Annotated in this window: 15 protein-coding genes; 9 read left to right on the forward strand and 6 right to left on the reverse strand. The window is 65.1% G+C overall.

Annotated elements, in window-relative coordinates:
- Positions 1-37: 37 nt before the first annotated feature.
- The 7 genes from UC34_RS00580 (at position 38) to UC34_RS00610 (ending at position 7,761) form a co-directional block, all read left to right on the forward strand.
- Positions 38-580 (forward strand): chemotaxis protein CheW, encoded by a 543-nt coding sequence (locus UC34_RS00580; protein WP_084070943.1) that lies wholly within the window; start codon positions 38-40, stop codon positions 578-580.
- The gene (locus tag UC34_RS00585) at positions 577-1,977 is read left to right on the forward strand and encodes a CheR family methyltransferase (protein ID WP_052810846.1); all 1,401 of its coding nucleotides are present in this window, start codon (positions 577-579) and stop codon (positions 1,975-1,977) included. Before UC34_RS00580 ends, UC34_RS00585 begins: the two co-directional genes overlap by 4 nt.
- Entirely contained in the window at positions 1,974-2,633 is a 660-nt protein-coding gene (locus UC34_RS00590; protein WP_052810847.1) for a chemotaxis protein CheW, read from the forward strand. The genes UC34_RS00585 and UC34_RS00590 overlap by 4 nt, the downstream gene beginning before the upstream one ends.
- The gene (locus UC34_RS00595; protein ID WP_044453253.1) at positions 2,630-4,906 is read left to right on the forward strand and encodes a hybrid sensor histidine kinase/response regulator; all 2,277 of its coding nucleotides are present in this window, start codon (positions 2,630-2,632) and stop codon (positions 4,904-4,906) included. Before UC34_RS00590 ends, UC34_RS00595 begins: the two co-directional genes overlap by 4 nt.
- A complete protein-coding gene (gene cheB / locus UC34_RS00600; RefSeq protein ID WP_044453254.1) occupies positions 4,903-5,910 on the forward strand; it encodes a chemotaxis response regulator protein-glutamate methylesterase in 1,008 nt (335 codons plus the stop codon). The genes UC34_RS00595 and cheB overlap by 4 nt, the downstream gene beginning before the upstream one ends.
- 120 nt (positions 5,911-6,030) lie before the next feature.
- Positions 6,031-6,996: a diguanylate cyclase gene (locus UC34_RS00605; RefSeq protein WP_044457567.1), complete on the forward strand. Its 966-nt coding sequence runs from the start codon at positions 6,031-6,033 to the stop codon at positions 6,994-6,996.
- 15 nt (positions 6,997-7,011) lie between these two features.
- Positions 7,012-7,761, forward strand: coding sequence for a glutathione S-transferase (locus UC34_RS00610; RefSeq protein WP_044453255.1), 750 nt, complete (start codon positions 7,012-7,014; stop codon positions 7,759-7,761).
- A gap of 9 nt (positions 7,762-7,770) precedes the next feature.
- Here UC34_RS00610 and UC34_RS00615 read toward each other — a convergent pair whose 3' ends face one another.
- The 3 genes from UC34_RS00615 to UC34_RS00625 all read right to left on the reverse strand — a co-directional run bounded on the left by UC34_RS00615 (position 7,771) and on the right by UC34_RS00625 (position 11,037).
- Complete coding sequence (locus UC34_RS00615) at positions 7,771-8,373, reverse strand: GNAT family N-acetyltransferase (protein ID WP_084070270.1); 603 nt, start codon at positions 8,371-8,373, stop codon at positions 7,771-7,773.
- Positions 8,374-8,542: 169 nt separating this feature from the next.
- Positions 8,543-10,003, reverse strand: a complete 1,461-nt coding sequence (locus UC34_RS00620) for a TAXI family TRAP transporter solute-binding subunit (RefSeq protein WP_044453256.1) — start codon at positions 10,001-10,003, stop codon at positions 8,543-8,545.
- A gap of 110 nt (positions 10,004-10,113) precedes the next feature.
- On the reverse strand, positions 10,114-11,037 hold the full coding sequence (locus tag UC34_RS00625; RefSeq protein WP_237165204.1) for a LysR family transcriptional regulator: 924 nt from the start codon (positions 11,035-11,037) through the stop codon (positions 10,114-10,116).
- Between the two features lie 262 nt (positions 11,038-11,299).
- Here UC34_RS00625 and UC34_RS00630 point away from each other — a divergent pair, with 262 nt between their 5' ends.
- Together UC34_RS00630 and UC34_RS00635 are read left to right on the forward strand one after the other, a co-directional pair.
- The gene (locus UC34_RS00630; protein ID WP_044453257.1) at positions 11,300-12,490 is read left to right on the forward strand and encodes a M20 aminoacylase family protein; all 1,191 of its coding nucleotides are present in this window, start codon (positions 11,300-11,302) and stop codon (positions 12,488-12,490) included.
- Positions 12,487-13,806, forward strand: coding sequence for an MFS transporter (locus UC34_RS00635; protein ID WP_218919551.1), 1,320 nt, complete (start codon positions 12,487-12,489; stop codon positions 13,804-13,806). Before UC34_RS00630 ends, UC34_RS00635 begins: the two co-directional genes overlap by 4 nt.
- A 219-nt stretch (positions 13,807-14,025) precedes the next feature.
- Here the strand turns inward: UC34_RS00635 and UC34_RS00640 are convergent, their stop codons facing one another.
- The 3 genes from UC34_RS00640 to UC34_RS00650 form a co-directional block, all read right to left on the reverse strand.
- The gene (locus UC34_RS00640) at positions 14,026-15,447 is read right to left on the reverse strand and encodes a hypothetical protein (RefSeq protein WP_157122948.1); all 1,422 of its coding nucleotides are present in this window, start codon (positions 15,445-15,447) and stop codon (positions 14,026-14,028) included.
- Positions 15,448-15,587: 140 nt separating this feature from the next.
- Positions 15,588-17,096, reverse strand: a complete 1,509-nt coding sequence (locus tag UC34_RS00645) for a M81 family metallopeptidase (protein WP_044453259.1) — start codon at positions 17,094-17,096, stop codon at positions 15,588-15,590.
- Positions 17,093-18,355 carry a Zn-dependent hydrolase gene (locus UC34_RS00650; RefSeq protein ID WP_044453260.1) on the reverse strand — a complete coding sequence of 421 codons (1,263 nt, stop codon included), beginning with the start codon at positions 18,353-18,355 and terminating at the stop codon, positions 17,093-17,095. Before UC34_RS00650 ends, UC34_RS00645 begins: the two co-directional genes overlap by 4 nt.

Raw genomic sequence — 18,355 nt, forward strand, 5'->3', positions numbered from 1 at the left:
ACACGGTTGTCGTCCATTGCTCATCGCGGACTTCGACATGCTGTTCCTGCGTTTCGCCATCGCGACCGATCATTACGTCATCGAAGCCAGTCACGTGGCCGAGGTGTTGCCGTGGCTCGCGCTCAAGCGTCTGCCATCCGCACCGGCGTGGGTCGCGGGCGCCTTCAGCTATCGCGGCGAGTCCGTGCCCGTCATCGATCTGACGCGCCTTGCCACGGGGCTGGGCGCGCCTGAGCGCCGCTCGACGCGGCTGGTGCTCGTGCATTACCCGGCGCCCGGACCGAATGCCCGCCGCCTTGGCGTGCTGGTCGAGCGCGCCACCGACACCCTTCGGGCGAACGCAGACGCATTCAGCTCGAGTGGTGTCGATCTTCCCGAAGGGCGTTACCTCGGTCCGGTACTGGACACCGAAGAGGGCCTCGTGCAGTGGGTGCGCGTCGAACAATTGCTGAGCGACGAAGCGCGCGCCATGTTGTTCGACGCTGCACGCGACGCCTTGGCGGATGATGTGACCGATGCGCACGATGTGCGCGATGTGCCGGGCGCGCACGAGGGCAATGCAACGGGGGCGTCGACATGACCCACGTGCCTGACATCGAACGCCTGTTGCGCGACACGACAGGGATCGACGCCGAGACGCTCGGCGTCCACGCCATCGAGCGGGCCGTGCGTGCGCGCCTTGCCGCGTTGTCGCCGGATATGCAGGACGCCCCGCCGTACTCGCGATATTGGCAGCGCGTGCAACAATCATCGCACGAGCTTCAGGCATTGATCGAAGCGGTCGTGGTGCCGGAGACATGGTTCTTCCGGCATCGCGAAGCCTTCACGACACTTGGCAGGATGGCGCGGGAGGCGCGGACCGCGCGTCGCGGCACCGCGAGCGAACGGCAGCCGTTGCGGCTGCTGAGCTTGCCATGCTCGACCGGCGAAGAGCCCTATTCGATGGCGATGGCGATGTTCGATGCGGGATTCGGCGCGAACGATTTCACCATCGATGCCGTCGACATCAGCGAACGCGCGCTCGCAGTGGCCCGAGAGGGGCTGTATGGCCGAAATTCATTTCGGGGCGCGCCGGACACGCTGCTGTTCCGCGAGCGCTATTTCACCTCCGAGGAAGACAACTACCGCGTCATCGGCGCGCTGCGTACGCAGGTGCGCTGGCATGCCGGCAATCTGTTCGATCCGTCGCTCGTGGATCGGCTGGGCACATTTGATTTCGTTTTCTTTCGCAATGTGCTGATCTATTTCGACCGCGACGGACAACGTCGGGCCATCGCCGCGCTGGAACGGCTCATGCGCATGGGCGCAACGCTTTTTGCCGGGCCCGCCGAAGGCGGAACGCTGACGAGCAACGGCCTCGCCCCGACCGGACATGCGCAGGCGTTCTCGTTCCGCGTGGCTGTACCGGCGCGCGACGTGATTCAGGCGGCGCCTTCGACCGATGCGACACCGTCGGCGCACGGCATACCCGCGCGGACCTTCGTACCGCCGACTCGTCCCGCACCTCCCACGCTACCGACGCGACCCGCGACCGATTCGCTGCGGGTCGCGCCGGCGGGCGAATCGCCGCTTGCCCCGTCCGTCGTCTCGTCTGTCGGCGCCATGGCGAAGGCTGAGATTGACGTCCCGTTGGCGCAGGCGCGTGCTGCGGCCGACGCGGGCGACTTCGAGCGGGCCGTTGCCCTGTGCCGTGCCGTGCTGGCGGCCGATCGCGCCAACGCGCAGGCCGAGTACCTGCTCGGGCTGGTCGAAGACGCGCGTAGCGATGCGCAGAGTGCGCTCATCCACTATCGACGTGCGCTGTATCTGGATCCGACGCATTATGAAGCGCTCGTGCACTGCGCAGCCTTGCTCGATGCGCGCGGCGACGTATCGGGCGCACGCCGCCTGATGGCGCGTGCCGAGCGCGCCGGCAACGCAATGGCGTCCTCCGAAACGCATGACCCGATGCAACGTCACGGAACCCGACATCGATGACCGATCGCGAATTGGCGCCTGAGGCCGGTGTCATGGCTGGCAACGTCGCCCCCATCTCCTCGCAGGCAGCAAAACCAAACGACAACGCCTTGCACAGGCAGGCCGCGGAATTGCTCGACCGGTTACCGGTGGCGCCCGTCGACCCTGCCCCCTGGCGTGCTGCGCGCGTCGATCAGAACGTGATGCGTAGTCAGTCGTTGTTGCTCTTTCGTCTGGCCGACGAATGGCTGGCGTTGCCCGCATCCGCCATCGAAGAGGTAACGCCCATGCGCGCCTGGCACACGGTGCCAGGACATCGTCAGCGCGCGTTGCTCGGGCTGGTCAATTTGCGCGGCGCGCTCGTGCCTTGTCTGTCGCTGGGCGAACTGCTCGGCGTACAACCGGCGCCGCAAACGCAGGGCACGCCGTCCAACACGTTGCGCGCGAGCACCGCACGTCTGCTTGCGTTACGCCACGGGCAGCACTTGAGCGCGTTTCCGGTGACCGAAGTCTATGGGACCGTCACCCCGGCCAGCACGGCGTTGGGTGCCGTGCCCGCGACGGCGCTCGGCGCGTCCGATGGCTTTGCCGTCGCCGTCTTGCCCTGGCGCGAGCATGTCGTCGGGGTGCTCGATCCGCTGCGTGTGGGCGCCGCGTTCGACAGGGGCCTCGCATGAGCGACGATCTGCGCAACGCCACGCTGCTCGACCTGTTCCGCATGGAGACGGAGACGCAGGCACAGGTGCTCGGCGACGGGCTGCTGGCGCTCGAACGTGCGCCGAACGACGCGTCGCAACTCGAAGCCTGCATGCGGGCCGCGCATTCGCTCAAGGGGGCGGCGCGCATCGTCGGGGTCGAGGCGGGGGTGTCGCTCGCTCACGTGCTGGAAGACGCCTTCGTCGCTGCTCAGGGCGGCGCGCTCGCGCTTGACGTGCCGGTCATCGATCGCCTGTTGCAAGGCGTGGACCTGCTCATGCGCCTGGCGCATCCGCCGGGGCGCGATCCTGAGTGGGCGCAGGGTGCGGGCAAGACCGAAATCGATGCCTTCGTCACCGCATTCACGCAAACGCTTGCCTCGCGAGTGGGCGATACGTCGAAGGGAGAGTCGCACGGCGCGTTGGCAGAAGAACCGAGCGCGTTCGACTACGCCAGCTACGGCATACCGACAAACGACGCCACCGACAATACATCGCGGGCGTTGCGCGTTTCCGCAGATAACCTCGACCGGCTGTTGCGACTATCGAGCGAGGCCCTGGTGGCGTCGCGCTGGTCGCAGCCCTTCGCGCAGTCGTTGCAGCGCCTCAAGCGGCATCAGCACGACGCGGGCGACGCGCTCGACCGCGTGAGCTCGGCACTGGCGCAGGGGGCCGATCGCTCGGGCGAAGACCGTCAGGTATTGCTCGCGGCGCTGGCCGATCTGCGCCGTGCGCTCGGCGGGGGAAGTCAGTTGCTCGCGCAGCAGATCCACGAGCTCGACGACTTCGACCGTCGCTCGACGCAACTGTCGCAGCGCTTGTACGACGAAGCCCTCGCGTGCCGCATGCGCCCCATCGACGATCGGCTCGGCGGCTTCGCGCGCATGGTGCGCGACCTCGGGCGCTCGCTCGGCAAGCCGGCGCGACTCGAAATTCGCGGCGCCGACACACAGGTCGATCGGGACATTCTCGATCAGCTCGAAGCGCCGCTGGGGCATCTGCTGCGCAATGCTGTCGACCACGGATTGGAGAGTGCGCCGGTGCGTGCGGCGGCAGGCAAGCCGGGCGAAGGCGTCATCACGCTCACTGCGCGCCACAGCGCGGGTTTGCTTCTGGTCAGCGTGGCCGACGACGGTGCAGGAATCGACATCGAACGCGTACGCGAGACCGTGGTCCGGCGCGGGCTGGTGACGGCGCAAACCGCCGGACGACTCGACGACAACGAACTGCTCGAATTCCTGATGCTGCCGGGCTTCACGCTGCGCGACACGGTGACGGACGTCTCGGGTCGTGGCGTCGGCCTCGATGCGGTGCGGGCGATGGTGGCGACGGTGCGCGGCACGGTACGTATCGAGCACACGCCGGGGCGTGGCGCCAAGGTCACGCTGCAATTGCCGCTGACGCTCTCGGTGGTGCGCAGCCTGCTCGTCGAAGTCGCCGGTGAACCTTACGCACTGCCGCTCGCGAACTTGTCGCGTACGCTGGCGTTGCCGCAGGAACGCATCGACATGCTCGAAGGGCGCCCGCATTTCACGCTGGACGGCAAGCAGATCGGCCTCGTGAGCGCGCAGCAAGTGCTGTGCGGCACCGCGCCTGCGGGGCTTGCGGGCGATCAGCCCGTCGTGGTGTTCGGTGAGGGCGACGCGCGCTACGGGCTGGCCGTCGACAAATTCCTCGGCGAGCGCATGCTCGTCGTGCAACCGCTCGATGCGCGCCTGGGCAAGCTGCCCAATATTGCCGCCGGCGCGCTCGCGGAAGACGGCTCACCGCTGCTTATCATCGATACGGCCGATCTGGTGCGATCGATCGCCAAGGCGGTCGAGATGGGGGCGCTCGACCGGTTACCGATGCGCGCCACGCCATCGGGCGGGCGTGCACGCAAGCGCGTGCTGGTCGTCGACGATTCGCTGACCGTGCGCGAACTTGAGCGCAAGTTGCTCGCCGCGCGCGGCTACGACGTGAGTGTGGCCGTCGATGGCATGGATGGCTGGAACGCAGTGCGAAGCGAAACGTTCGACATGGTGATCACCGATGTCGACATGCCGCGCATGGACGGCATCGAACTGGTGACCCTGATCAAGCGCGACGCGCGCACGGCGGAATTGCCGGTCATGATCGTTTCCTATAAAGATCGCGAGGAAGATCGACAACGCGGACTCGATGCGGGCGCCGACTATTACCTCGCGAAGGGCAGCTTCCACGACGACGCGCTGTTGCGCGCTGTTGTGGATCTCATCGGGGAGTCGGGGTCATGAGAATCGGGATCGTGAACGATTCGGTCATTGCGGTGGAAGCGTTGCGACGTACGCTGGCACAGCGACCGGGCTTTGATGTCGCATGGGTTGCGCACGACGGCGAGCAAGCCGTGCGAATGTGTTCCCCCGTGCCGCCCGATCTGGTGTTGATGGATCTCGTCATGCCCGTGATGGATGGCGTGGCGGCCACGCGCGAGATCATGCGGCGCACGCCGTGTCCGATTCTGATCGTGACGTCCGATGTGGGCCATCACGCCAGCCTCGTGTTCGACGCCATGGGGGCGGGTGCGGTGGACGCCGTCGATACGCCGGTGCTGGGCGGCGCGCATCTGGCGCGTCCGGCGTCGTCGTTGCTCGCGAAGATCGAGGCCGTTGCGGCGCAGCATGCCGACGCGAGTGCGCCGCAACCGGCGTTCGTGCCGCGTGCCGCCGGCAACACCGATGCGTTAGTCGCCATCGGCGCGTCCGCCGGCGGTCCGGCCGCGCTGGCGACGCTGCTGGGGCGGCTGCCCGAGAACTTCAGCGCCGGCGTGATCGTCGTACAGCATGTCGACGACGCCTTCGCGCCGGGCATGGCGACATGGCTCGATCAGCAGACGCCGCTTTCGGTGAGATTGGTGGAGGCGGGCGAGCGCCCGGCGGCCGGTGTGGTGCTGCTCGCGGGCGGCAATCGACATTTACGGGTCGACCTGAGCGGGCGCTGTGTTTTTACCGACGAACCTCGCGATGCGGTGTATCGTCCGTCCATCGACGTATTTCTGCGCAGCGTTGCCGAGAACTGGCGATCGCGCGCGGTGGGCGTGCTCTTGACCGGAATGGGGCGCGACGGCGCCGCAGGGCTTGGCGCGATGCGCACACAGGGCTTCATTACCATTGCACAGGATCGAGCGACGAGTGCGGTGTACGGCATGCCGAAAGCGGCGGCCGAGGCTGGCGCCGCGTCTCGGATTCTGCCGCTGCCCAATATCGCGCCACAATTGGTGACCTTGTTCGGCACGCTGTAATCGGACAGCGCAGCAGAGTCAAAAGGAGAGGGAAAAACAACAATGACGACAATTCCGCGCCAACCCAGGCCAGACCCGCAACCGATCGGCTCGCAGAGCAGCCTGAGCGAATCGTCGGCGATGGTGTTGCTCGTCGACGATCAGGCCATGGTCGGCGAAGCGATCCGGCGCGCTCTGAGCGGCGAGCCGAACATCGATTTTCACTACTGTGCGAATCCGGACGATGCCTTGCGCGTTGCCGAACAGACACGACCGACCGTCATCCTTCAGGATCTCGTCATGCCGGGCACCGACGGTCTCTCGCTCGTGCGTCAGTATCGCGCCAGTCCGCTCACGCGTGACATCCCGATCATCGTGCTCTCGACGAAAGAAGAGCCGACGATCAAGCGAGAGGCGTTCGCGGCCGGGGCCAATGACTATCTGGTCAAGCTGCCCGACACCATCGAGCTGGTCGCGCGCATTCGGTACCACTCCCGGTCGTATATGAACCTGCTGCAACGCGACGAGGCATACCGCGCATTGCGCGAGAGTCAGCAGCAATTGCTCGAGACCAATCTGGAGTTGCAGCGGCTCACGCATTCCGATGGCCTCACGGGGCTGGCCAACCGTCGTTACTTCGACGAGTATTTCGGCGCGGAATGGCGACGGGCGCTTCGTGAGCAGCGCGAAATGGCGCTCTTGATGATCGACGTCGACAACTTCAAGATTTACAACGACACGTACGGCCACATTGCGGGCGACGACGTGCTGCGCCGCGTGGCGCGCACGATGGCGGAAGCGGCGGCGCGTCCCGCGGATCTCGCCGCGCGCTTCGGCGGCGAGGAGTTCGTGATGGTGCTGCCCAATACGTCGGCCAGCGGGGCGGCGGCGATTGCGGAGAAGGTGCGCGCGCAGATCGAAGCGATGGCGATTCCGCACGTCGGGTCGGCCAACGGCCGGCATGTGACGATCAGTCTGGGTGGTGCGGCGCTGGTGCCGCGCACACACATGGCGTCGACGTCGTTGATCGAGTCGGCGGATCTGGCGCTGTATCGCGCCAAGCAACAGGGCAAGAATCGCGTGGAGATGCAGCCAGGCGTTTCCTGAGCCTGAGGAGGGTGCATGACCTTCGAGCTGTTCTATTGGCCGGGCCTGCAAGGCCGCGGCGAGTTTGTCCGCCTCGCCTTCGAGGCCGCCGGTACACCGTATGTGGAGATCGTGCAGGGTGACGAACCCGGTCAGGGCATGGACGGTCTTCTGCACACCATGGACGATCCCGCGTGCATGGACCCGCCCTTCGCCCCGCCGTTTCTGCGTATCCGTCATGCCTCGGGCGACGAGCTGATCGGCCAGACGGCGAATATCCTCGCGTATCTCGGGCCATTGCTCGGCCTTGTCGGAGAAACGCCCCGCGCGCGACGCTGGGTCAATCAGCTGCAGCTGACGATTGCCGATCTGGTGGCTGAGGTTCACGACGGTCATCATCCCATCGCCAGCCGGCTCTATTACAGCAATCAGAAGGCCGAAGCGCGCAAGCGCACGGCGGACCTGATCGACTATCGGTTGCCCAAGTTCTTCGGCTACTTCGAGCGCGTGCTCGCGAACAATCCCCAGGCGGGCGGATGGCTGTCGGAAGGCGCCATGTCGTACGCCGACCTGTCGCTGTTTCAGGTGATCGAGGGACTGCGCTACGCGTTTCCGCGTGCCATGTCCGGCTTCGCGAAAGCGTTCCCGCGCTGTCAGGCGGTGCGCGACGCCGTGGCCGGCGAGCCGCTTGTCGCGGCGTATCTGGCATCGTCCCGGCGTATCCCGTTCAACACCACGGGCATCTTCCGTCATTACAAGGAACTGGACCGCGCTTCGCCGTTTTGAGTGCGCCGCTTACTCGGGCAGCGTGGTGTCGCCGGCGTTGAGCGCGCGTTGCATGAGAACGGTGTCGACCCAGCGGCCGAACTTGAAGCCAACGGATTTGAGCATGCCCGCGTGCTGGAAGCCGCATGCGGTGTGCAGCGCGAGGGATGCCTGATTGCCGCTGTCGCCCACGTTGGCGATCAGTTGCCGCCACGGACCGCCTTCGCAGCGCGCGATGAGCGTGAGCAACAATGCGCGCCCCACGCCCTGCCCGATGGCGTCGGGCGCGATGTACACCGAGTCTTCCAGCGTGAACCGATAAGCCGAGCGGGGCCGGTAATGCGTGGCGTATGCGTAGCCCAGCACCCGGCCGTCGCGCTCCGCGACCAGATACGGCAGACTCGCGTCGAGCACCTTTGCGCATCGCGCGCGCATCTCCGCCTCGTCCGGCGGAATCTCTTCGAATGACGCGGAGCCGTTGCGTACGTGATGCGCGTAGATCGCGGTGATGGCGGGCAGGTCGTCGTCACGCACCGGGCGCACCGTGCATGCATGTCGCGCAAGGTCGGTGCCGACACGGCGTGGCGCTTGCGCGGCGGAAGAGGACGAATGCGGGGTGTTGGACGACGACATACGGTGGCGCACGAGCGTGGGTTTTTCAGTTTTCACAACGGGCCGCACAAATGGGCCGCACAAATGGGCACACAAACGGTCCGTGACTGACAGCAGTGTGCGCCGCTCTCCTTTATAAGAAAAGCTGGTGCTGGTTATGAAATGCATAAGTAATTCTTTGATGGGAGACTCATGCGCGCCTCGTGTCCGTCGCCTTCCCTGCTGCTTCGACGTCGTCTTCCGCTTTGCCGGGCGAAGCCGGTACACCGCCCGCGCGCTGCGCGGCATCGCCGCCCGACGAGGCGGGCGCGACGCTCATGGCGTCGAGGCGCTGGCGCACGAAACTGATGTGTTCTCGCAGCACGTAGAACTGGTCGGCGTACGCGAGCGGAATCTTCAGCCGGTTGACGGCGGCCTCGATGGTGTCGAGCCGTTCGCGCAGATTTTGATACTCGGTGTGGGCGTCGTCCGCCAACGCTTCGCGCTCCAGCGCGATGAGTCCGCCGTACCAGCGGTACAGACGAGACTTCACACGCCAGCTATAGAGCGACGGCACCAGCCGGAACGCCGGGATCAACACCACGATGATCGGCACGAGCAGCACGACGATGCGGTCGGCGAGGCTGGCGATCCAGAACGGCAGATGCCGGTAAAGGAAGCCCTTGCCCGACTTGTAGTAACGCGCAGCGTCGTCGGAGATCGGGAATTCGTGCACTTGCGCGGAGGGGAACTCCCCGGCGCGTTGCATCAGATTCGCCTTGCCGTGGACTTCGCGTGCTGCTTCGATCAGCAGATCGGAGAGCGCCGGATGCAGGCTTTCGCGCGCCACGAGCTCGACGGTCGGGCTGATGACGTGCACCGGTTGCGCGGGCAGATTGCGGCCGAGATCGAAGACGCCGCGCGGCAGCGTCAACTGATTGAGGTAGGTGAAGCGCCGCGTGTAGGCGTCTGCCTGCGCGAAGTCCATCAGGCGGATGCCGGGCGTGCGAATGAGCTTGCCCATCGTCGGGCCGGTCGCCGTGTCGCCAGTGAGCATGGCGGCGTCGACACGGCCGTCGATCAGGGCCTGTGCAGCCTCCTGCCCGTCGTAGGCCGTGAGCTTCGTCGGGCCGCCGGGCTCGATGCCGTTGGCCTTGAGCAAGGTGAGCGCGAGGGCACGTGCGCCGCTGCCTTCCCGGCCGATGGCGATGCGCTTGCCGGTGAAATCGGAGAGTTTGGTGACGCGCTCGCCGCGATAGAACACCGAGATCGGTGCATAAAACATGCTGCCGAGCGAGACGAGGCCGTCAATGTCCAGGCCCTGCGACACGCCGCCTTGCACGAGGCCGAGGTCCACGTTCTCGTTGTCGTTCGCAAGACGCTCGACGTTTTGACGCGAGCCCTCCGATGACAGCACGTTGAGCGTGATGCCATCGCGCGCGAGGATGGTCTTGTAGCGTTGCGCCGCGCTCCAGAACGAGCTGCCCTCGGGGCCGGCGCTCAGCGTGATGGTGCGCGGCGGGGCCGGCTGCACGAGCCATACGGCGAGCCAGATAGCGGCGATGGCTACAAGGACCACCGGGCCGAAGGAGACGGCGAGATCTCGCCAGGAAATCGCGACGAAGCGTGCGCGCAGTCGCCGGTGGGCAGGTTGGTTCGAGTCAGTCGTCATCGATGCATCAGGCGGGCTTGTCCAACACCCGGCCGATCATACGCCATCTACGGGGGCGATTTCTGCATGCGGCCCATTCGGCCCTATCGCAGGGGTCTATTACAGGGGACTCAGCGTTTCGCCAGACTTTGCGCGAGTTGCTTCCACAGGTGGTCTGCGGCGGGCGAGAGGCGGCGTCCCACGCGCGTCATCATCTGGCTGGAGAACCCGGCGGCGATCGGATGATCGATCGGCACGGCCACCAGTTCACCGAGTTCAATGCCGCGCCGCGCGGTAATCGCCGACATGAACGCCACGCCGAGCCCGGCCGCGGCGAGCGTCTGCGCGGTGTTGAACAGATCGACCCGATAGGCGGGAATCACGTTCAGACGCGCCGTGTCGAGCACCGAGTGCACGAAGTGCTGTACGCCGTGTTCCTCGGTCATGAAGATGAGCCGCTCGTGCACCAGTTCCGAGGGCGGCACGCTCGTCATCGCCGCGAACCGGTGTGTGGGCGCCACCACGGCGCACAGCGCCTTGGCCGCAAACGGATGAATGCGCATGGCGGGATCGTCCTCGGAGCGGGCGCACAGGCCGATGTCGACCACGTCGTCGCGCACGAGCGAGAGCACCGTGGGCGTCGGGCCGGACCGGATCTCGACGAGGATGTCGGGATAGCTCATCGAGAAGCGCTGCAACGCCTGGGCGATCAACCGCCCGATGAACCCTTCGCCGACACCGATGGCCACGCGTCCGCGCTTGAGATGCCGGTATTCCTCCAGCCGCGCCGACAGGTCTCGCTGGCGGCGCTGACCGTCACGGTAATAGTCGATGAGCACCTGACCGATTTCGGTGACGATCACGTTGCGCCCACGTCGCTCGATAAGGGGAAAGCGCAGCCGCCGCTCCAGTGCGGCGACCTGTCGGCTGACCACGGAAGGATTCACCCCGAGCGATTCTGCCGCCATACGCACACCGCCCATTGCGGCAATTTCGGCGAGGTACCTGAGCGGACGCTCGCCGATGTCGTCCATCCATGCATCGCTGGTCATCATTGATTTCACTATTGCGTTCGCACGATCGCGCCGGTCGGACATGTCGCAGCCATACTGTCGCGCACCGCAGCGACGGCGCTAAGTCGCGCATTGCTAACTCGTTGAATCGGTGCCGGTTTTTGCTGGCGAGACAGAAAGCGTGCAGACCGTCCGGTTCACACAAACGTTGCCTTGAAAGCAACATTTTGACGTGCTTTGCGTCATGGGTGCGAAATTTCGTCGGTGCAATACTCCGCGTTATTCAAAAAGAGAGGAGTCCTCGATGAGCGAGATTCGCTATTGCGAGGTGAGCGATCTGGCCGACGCGCGCGAGCAGTTGGCCGACATTCGCCACCACATCCACCAACACCCCGAGCTGTCGTACGAGGAGGTCGACACGTCGCGTTACGTGGCGGACAAGCTCGAAAGCTGGGGGTATCGGGTCACGCGCAACGTCGGCGGTCACGGCGTGGTGGCCTCGCTCACCGCGGGCACGAGCGCGCGCACGGTTGGCGTGCGTGCCGACATGGACGCGCTGCCGATCCACGAACAAACCGGTCTGGCCTACGCCAGCGTGCATGACGGCAAGATGCACGCCTGCGGTCACGACGGTCACACCACCGTGCTGCTGGGCGCGGCGCAGCAACTCGCAAAGACACGTAACTTCGACGGCACCGTCAATCTGATTTTCCAGCCGGCGGAAGAAGCCGGTTCGAACAGCGGCGCGGAGCAGATGATTGCCGACGGCCTGTTCGAGCGTTTCCCATGCGATGCGATTTTCGGTCTGCACAACCATCCGGGCGTCGCCACGGGCACGTTCGGTTTCCGTGCCGGTCCGCTCATGGCCGCGTGCGATACCGTCAAGGTCCGCATCCACGGCCGCGGCGGCCATGCGGCACGGCCGCATCTGGCCATCGATCCGGTGATGATCGGCAGCAGCCTCGTGATGGCGCTGCAAACCGTGGTTGCGCGCAACATCGATCCGACCGAAGCCGCCGTGGTGACTGTCGGCACCTTCCACGCGGGATTTGCGCCGAACGTGATTCCGGAAGACGCCACGCTGGAGATGAGCGTACGGTCGTTCTCCGCGAAGGTGCGTGCCACGCTCGAGGAGCGCATTTGCGCGCTGGTCAAGTCGCATACCGAGGGCTATGGCGCGAGCGCCGACATCGAGTACATCCGGGGCTATCCGGTGCTGGTGAACAGCGAAGCCGAAACCGAATTTGCCCGTGAGGTTGCGCAAGAACTGGTGGGTGCCGAGCACATCATCTCGCCCTTCCCGCCCATCGCGGGCAGCGAGGATTTCGCGTACTACCTGCAAAAAGTGCCTGGCTGCTTCATTCGTCTGGGCAATGGCGAGGGCAAGCCGATGCTGCACAACGCCAAGTACGACTTCAATGACGACAATCTGACCATCGGTGCGGCCTTCTGGACGCGTCTGGTCGAACGCTTTCTCGCCAAGGACCGCGCATGAGTCTCGCCACGCAATCGTATCCGGTCGACGGCGCACAGCCGACGCAGATCTCCCCGATGTCGTCGTCGCAGCAACGCAAGATCGTTTTTGCCGCTGTGATCGGCAACCTGCTGGAGTTCTTCGACTTCACGGTCTACAGCTACTTTGCGCTGACGATCGGCAAGCAGTTTTTCCCGGCGGACGATCCCATCACGTCGTCGCTGCTCGCGTTCGCCGTGTTTGCGGTGGGCTTCGTGATGCGCCCGCTCGGGGGTATCGTGCTCGGCCGTTACGCCGACCGGGCCGGACGCAAGCCTGCGCTCACGCTGACCATTTTGCTCATGGCGATCGGTTCGGCGGCCATCGGTCTGGCGCCGACGTACGCCCAGATCGGTCTGGCTGCCCCGCTGCTGATCGTGAGTGCACGTCTGCTGCAGGGCTTCGCGCAGGGCGGCGAGTTCGGCGCGGCTACGGCCACGCTGCTGGAAGTGGGCGGCGCGAAGAGTCGCGGTTTTCGCGCGAGCTGGCAACTGGCCAGTCAGGGCGCGGCTGCCCTGCTCGGCTCGGGTCTGGCGGCAAGCCTCGGCTTTCTGCTCTCGGACGACACGATGCATAGCTGGGGCTGGCGCATTCCGTTCCTGCTCGGCACGCTGATCGCACCGGTCGGTATCTATCTGCGTCGTCACATTCAGGAAGAACCGCCGAAGGCGAAGGCCGTGGCGGGTCGCGACGATCCGAAGCGGGGTCTGTACGTGCGCAACTGGTTCCTCACGATCTTCTCGATCGCGGGCATGTCGGTGTCGACGTACGTGATGATGTATTACATGCCGACGTACTGCATTCAGTATCTGGGGCTGCCGCCGAAGATGTCGATGCTCGCGGGCGTGGCAGCGAGCACGATCTCGTTGGTGATGTGCCCGATTTACGGCGCGTGGTCGGACAGGATGGGCAAGCGCAAGCCGCTCACGATGTTCGGGCGTGTGGCGCTGATCGTGCTGTTGTATCCGGCGTTCTGGATCATGACGCACTACCCGTCGCTGCCGGTCGTGCTCGCCGCACTGATCGTGCTGATGTTCTGCTACACGATGGGGTCGGCGCCGGCCTATGCGCTGATGCCCGAGAACTTCCCGAAGCATTTGCGCGCGGGCTACATGTCGAGCGCGTATGCGATTTCGGTGTCGGTGTTCGGCGGCACGGCGCAGCTCGTCGCGGGCTGGCTGATTCGCGTGACCGGCAACAAGATGGCCCCGGCGTGGTACATGATCGCGTGCGTCGTCGTGTCGCTCATCGCCGTATCGATGTTCGAAGAAACGGGTAATAAGGTGCTGGACGAGTGATGCTTCGGGATCCGCGCCTTCGCCGGATCCCCTGCCTTGTCGCTTAAACGAGTAAACGCCACGCAGGGAAGCGTGGCGTTTGCATTTGGGGACACGAGGCCTGGCCGACGGATTCAGCGGGTTCTCGTGCCCGTCGATGTTCAGGCGTGTTGTGGTCATGAAAACGACAGCGACGACGCCGTCATGGCCCGCGTTCCGGCCATTCGTGCGACGGTGCCGTTACTCCGGAATGTCTCGCGGGTTCATTGGAACTGGAGGCAGCCCTTCGGCGGGCATCAATGAGAACGACTGAACTGCGGGGTCATAAGTGAAGATGCGACCGTTCGCGGCTTTTAGGTCGACGGACACGATGGGCATGAAGTGCCCGGTGATGGCCATGTAGTCGCGCTGCACAAACTGCGCACCGCCCACCTCACCGTTCATGTAGAAAAAAGCTTCGATACCGATCTGGAGCGGTACGTCCTGAGGCCAGAGTGCGACGATTGCTTCGTTCCATGGCCATGGGTGACCGGGGGGAATGCGCGGACGAACGTCTAGGCTCAATTGGAATGACGCTGGGTCTATGTCGAATGCGCAATGCACATAAGGTTTGTGATGCGCGATGTATGCTGCGATGGACGTGATACCCATCGCATTGCACAATTGTGGATAGTCGTCGTAACAACGATCTCGCGCTCCCGTACCCGTATCTTCGGCGTAAATGCACCGCATGATTGATGGGTGTTCTGTCGGTGCGCCGAACTCACGCAAAATCATGCCCGCGTCGTTGGTGTGCCAGTAGAGCCTATCTACATGGGCGTCGGCTCTAATGTATGAGAATGGAACGCCGTTCGATGCGACGGAGCCGGGACTCGGATTCCACGAGTGAAAGGTCGTCCCCCATCCAGTTACGCGAATCACCACACCGTCACAGGCGTATCCAGCCCTGCCGTCCGGACACACATGGCGTGTATCCGCATAACGCGTATTCAGATTTTCGACCGTCGTGAATCCGTAATCGAGTTGATCGCGCTCGTCGTAGCCGAATGCGGTAGTCCCCTGTGGGCCGAAGGCGACGCGAAGCACCGGCAACCATCGTTTGCTCCTGTCGTAATACCCCCGTTGGTATTCCAATGCGGTGGATAGCTGGCCGCCGTTCCCAACGTCGTAAAAAATGGCCTGCACCGCGAGAGCTTCCGGTGCAGCCGTATCCCACGGACTGACGCCCACGCGGTTCAGTTGTCCCGGACAGTCATCGCAAGGCGGTCCGCCGATGCTCCCCGGCGGCGGGCATCCGCAAAGCAGTTCGTAAGGCTGTCCGTTGCCTGCGGCGCTTGGACGATCCGCGAGGATAAATCCAACGGAGCTATCCAGCCGCGACGTCTCTATGTCGCGCCTGACATAGTCGAAGTGCGCGACGCCCGCCTCCGACTCCTGAGGGCTGAGTGCCCAAAAGTCACCACTCACGGATGGCGGCACGCGCATGAGTACACCGGAGCACTCCTGCACCGGACTATTGACGAAGCACTTCGATGGGGCGGATTGATACCGTTGGTTAATCAGGTAAGCAACGTCTGCACCGCTAAGCGCCCACGCGGGGAAAATGTGTGCCAGCAGCCAGCCAGTCAGCAGCACACGAAGGCATGTGGAAAAGCATCGCATGGGTCGCTCCGTCGAGCGACGTCCCGCTGATGCACGCCGTGGGCCGTTTCCGGGACGTCCCACGTAGCTTAGGACGCAATCCGTCCCGCATCACCTGACAAGGTTGACAGGTGGCGAGCCGGACGGCCCGCCATCACGACTCATTCTCCGAACGTCACTTCCCGATCCAGCGGATACACCGGACGATTCACTCTCGAGAACGGGAACAGTGCGTAATTCGAGCTTGTCACGCCGTTGCTGTCGCATTCCACCAGTCCGGCCGAGATCGGCACGAACACCGGACGGCAGTACATGCGCGATTTGAGCAACAGGAACCGCTCGCTGCGCGGATCGAGCCCCACGCAGGTGAACACGCCGTGATCCCACGGCTCGTGCGTGCGTTCCGTCACGACGATACGCGCCGGGCCGATGTCGAACAGCACGGTGCGCCCCATGTAGCAACGCTGACCCGTGTACGTCGGCCCCGTCACGATGTACTCGCCATCGCTGATCTTGCGCACGATGCCGGTCAGCACCGGCGGCGTCTTGGCGATGCCCAACTGCGTGAGGGGACGTTTGTTGCCTACCGCCAGCGTGAGCTCGGCGCCCTCGCCTGCCGCGATCAGCGTCGCCACGGCTTCCGGATCGCACAGCGGTCCAACGCCGATACCCGTCAGTCCGCCTGCGAGCGCCGCTTCGAGCACGTCCATCGTGTCGCACGTGCCGCCCGACATGCAGTTGTCGCTGTGATCGAGCAGCAGTACCGGCTTGTCGGCGCTCTCCGCCAGCTCGGACAGCCGTTTTGCCTCCGCAATCGATTCGGCAAGCGGTGCGCTGCGATAGACGAAGCCGTCGCGCTCGTCCCACGCCTGCGCGGCGATGCGATCGGCCACGGCCTGTGCCCGTGCGACGCCCTGCGCACCGTCCTCCGCCGTCACCACGACACTGAGGCAAGGCGCGGGAATGTCCGCGAGCGAGAAGCCGGAGAATACCGATACCGCCGCCACGCCTGCCTCGGCCTCAGCGCGCCGCGCGGCGTCCAGCGCCCGCTTCATCGCCCCGCCATGGCTCGTGCTGCGCAGTGAGTGCACCATCAACGGCGGTTGTCGCCACACGACCGTCGGGCGACGTTTGCCCGCCAGCATCTCGAACAACAGACGTCCGGCATGTTCGCCCGTCTCGTACATGTCCACGTGCGGATAGGTCTTGAAGCCGACCACGATGTCGGCGTTGCGCACAATCTTCTGCGTGACGTTGGCGTGCAGATCCAGCGCCACGGCAATCGGAGTGTCGGGTGCCGCCGCACGCACACGTTCGAGCAGATCGCCTTCGCCGTCGTCGCTGTTCTCGGCGACCATCGCACCGTGCAGGTCGAGCAGAATGGCGTCCACGCCGGTCGCCGCGTCGACGATACGGCGGCACAGCGCGTCGTACGCGCTCGCTGCCACCGGCCCGCTGGGGTTGGCGCTCGCCGAGACCGGCGTCACCATCTGCGCTCCTGCCGCTTCGGCCAGATCGATGAACGCGGCCATCGCCGTGCGCATGCCCTTGTTGTCGCGATACGCGTCGGCGTCGTAGGTCGGCCCTTGATTGCCGAACGCTTCGAGCGGCGTGGGGACCGGCGAGAACGTGTTCGTCTCGTGATTCATCCGCGCGATCATGACTTTCATGCGGCACCTCCGGCGCGCTGCAGCATGGCCTGCAACAGCACGTTGCAACCGGCTTCCAGATGTGCCGGATCGGCGTCTTCGATTTCGTTGTGGCTGATGCCGTCCTTGCACGGCACGAAGATCATCGCCGTCGGCGCAACGCGCGCGAGGTACACCGCGTCGTGCCCCGCGCCGCTGATCGCGTCCATGGACGAATAGCCGAGCGTCTGCGCGCCGGTGCGGATCGCATCGACAAGCTCCGGGGCGAACGGCTGCGGCGGGAAGTACACGACCTGCTCGATGGCGACGTCGATGCCCCGGGTGCTCAATGCCGCGCATTCGGCGCGCAGCTTGGCGTTCAGTGCGTCGAGTGTCGCGTCGTCGGCCGCGCGCAGGTCGACGGAGAGTTTCACGCGTCCGGGAATGACGTTGCGCGAGTTCGGATAGTTGTCGACCCAGCCGACAGTGCCGCGTGCATGCGGCGCGTGCTCGCAGGCGATGCGGTTCACGGCCTGAATCAGTTGTGCGGCGGCCAGCAGCGCGTCGCGACGCAACTCCATCGGCGTGGGGCCGGCGTGCGCTTCCATGCCGGTGATGGTCACGTCGTACCAGCGCTGGCCGAGCGCGCCCTGCACCACGCCGATCGTCTTGTCATGGGCTTCGAGCACCGGCCCCTGTTCGATGTGCGCTTCGAAGTACGCGCCGACCGCGCCCGGTTGCCCGACGGCCGACGTCTTTCCGGCATAGCCGATGCTGCCCAGCGCTTCGGCCACACTCACGCCGTCATGGTCCTTCTGGGCGAGCGCGTGTTCGAGCGTAAAGGCGCCTGCGTAGACGCCCGAGCCCATCATTACCGGCACGAAGCGCGAGCCCTCCTCGTTCGTCCACACGGCGACTTCCAGCGGCGCCTCCGTCACGATCTGGTTATCGTTGAGCGTACGCAGCACTTCCAGTCCGGCGAGCACGCCATAGTTGCCGTCGAACTTGCCGCCGGTGGGCTGCGTGTCGATATGGCTGCCGGTCATGACGGGGGGCAACGTGTCATTGCGCCCGGCGCGGCGCGCGAAAATGTTGCCGATGGCGTCGATGCGCACCGAGCAGCCGATTTCCTTCGCCCATGCCACGAACAGGTCGCGACCCTGGCGATCGAGGTCCGTCAGTGCGAGACGGCAGACGCCGCCCTTGTCCGTCGCACCGATTTGCGCGAGTTGCATCAGGCTGTCCCACAGACGCGCACCGTCGATGCGCACTGCGGCAACCGGTTGATCGAGACGTTCCAT

The sequence above is a fragment of the Pandoraea vervacti genome (assembly GCF_000934605.2).
GTDB lineage: Bacteria > Pseudomonadota > Gammaproteobacteria > Burkholderiales > Burkholderiaceae > Pandoraea > Pandoraea vervacti.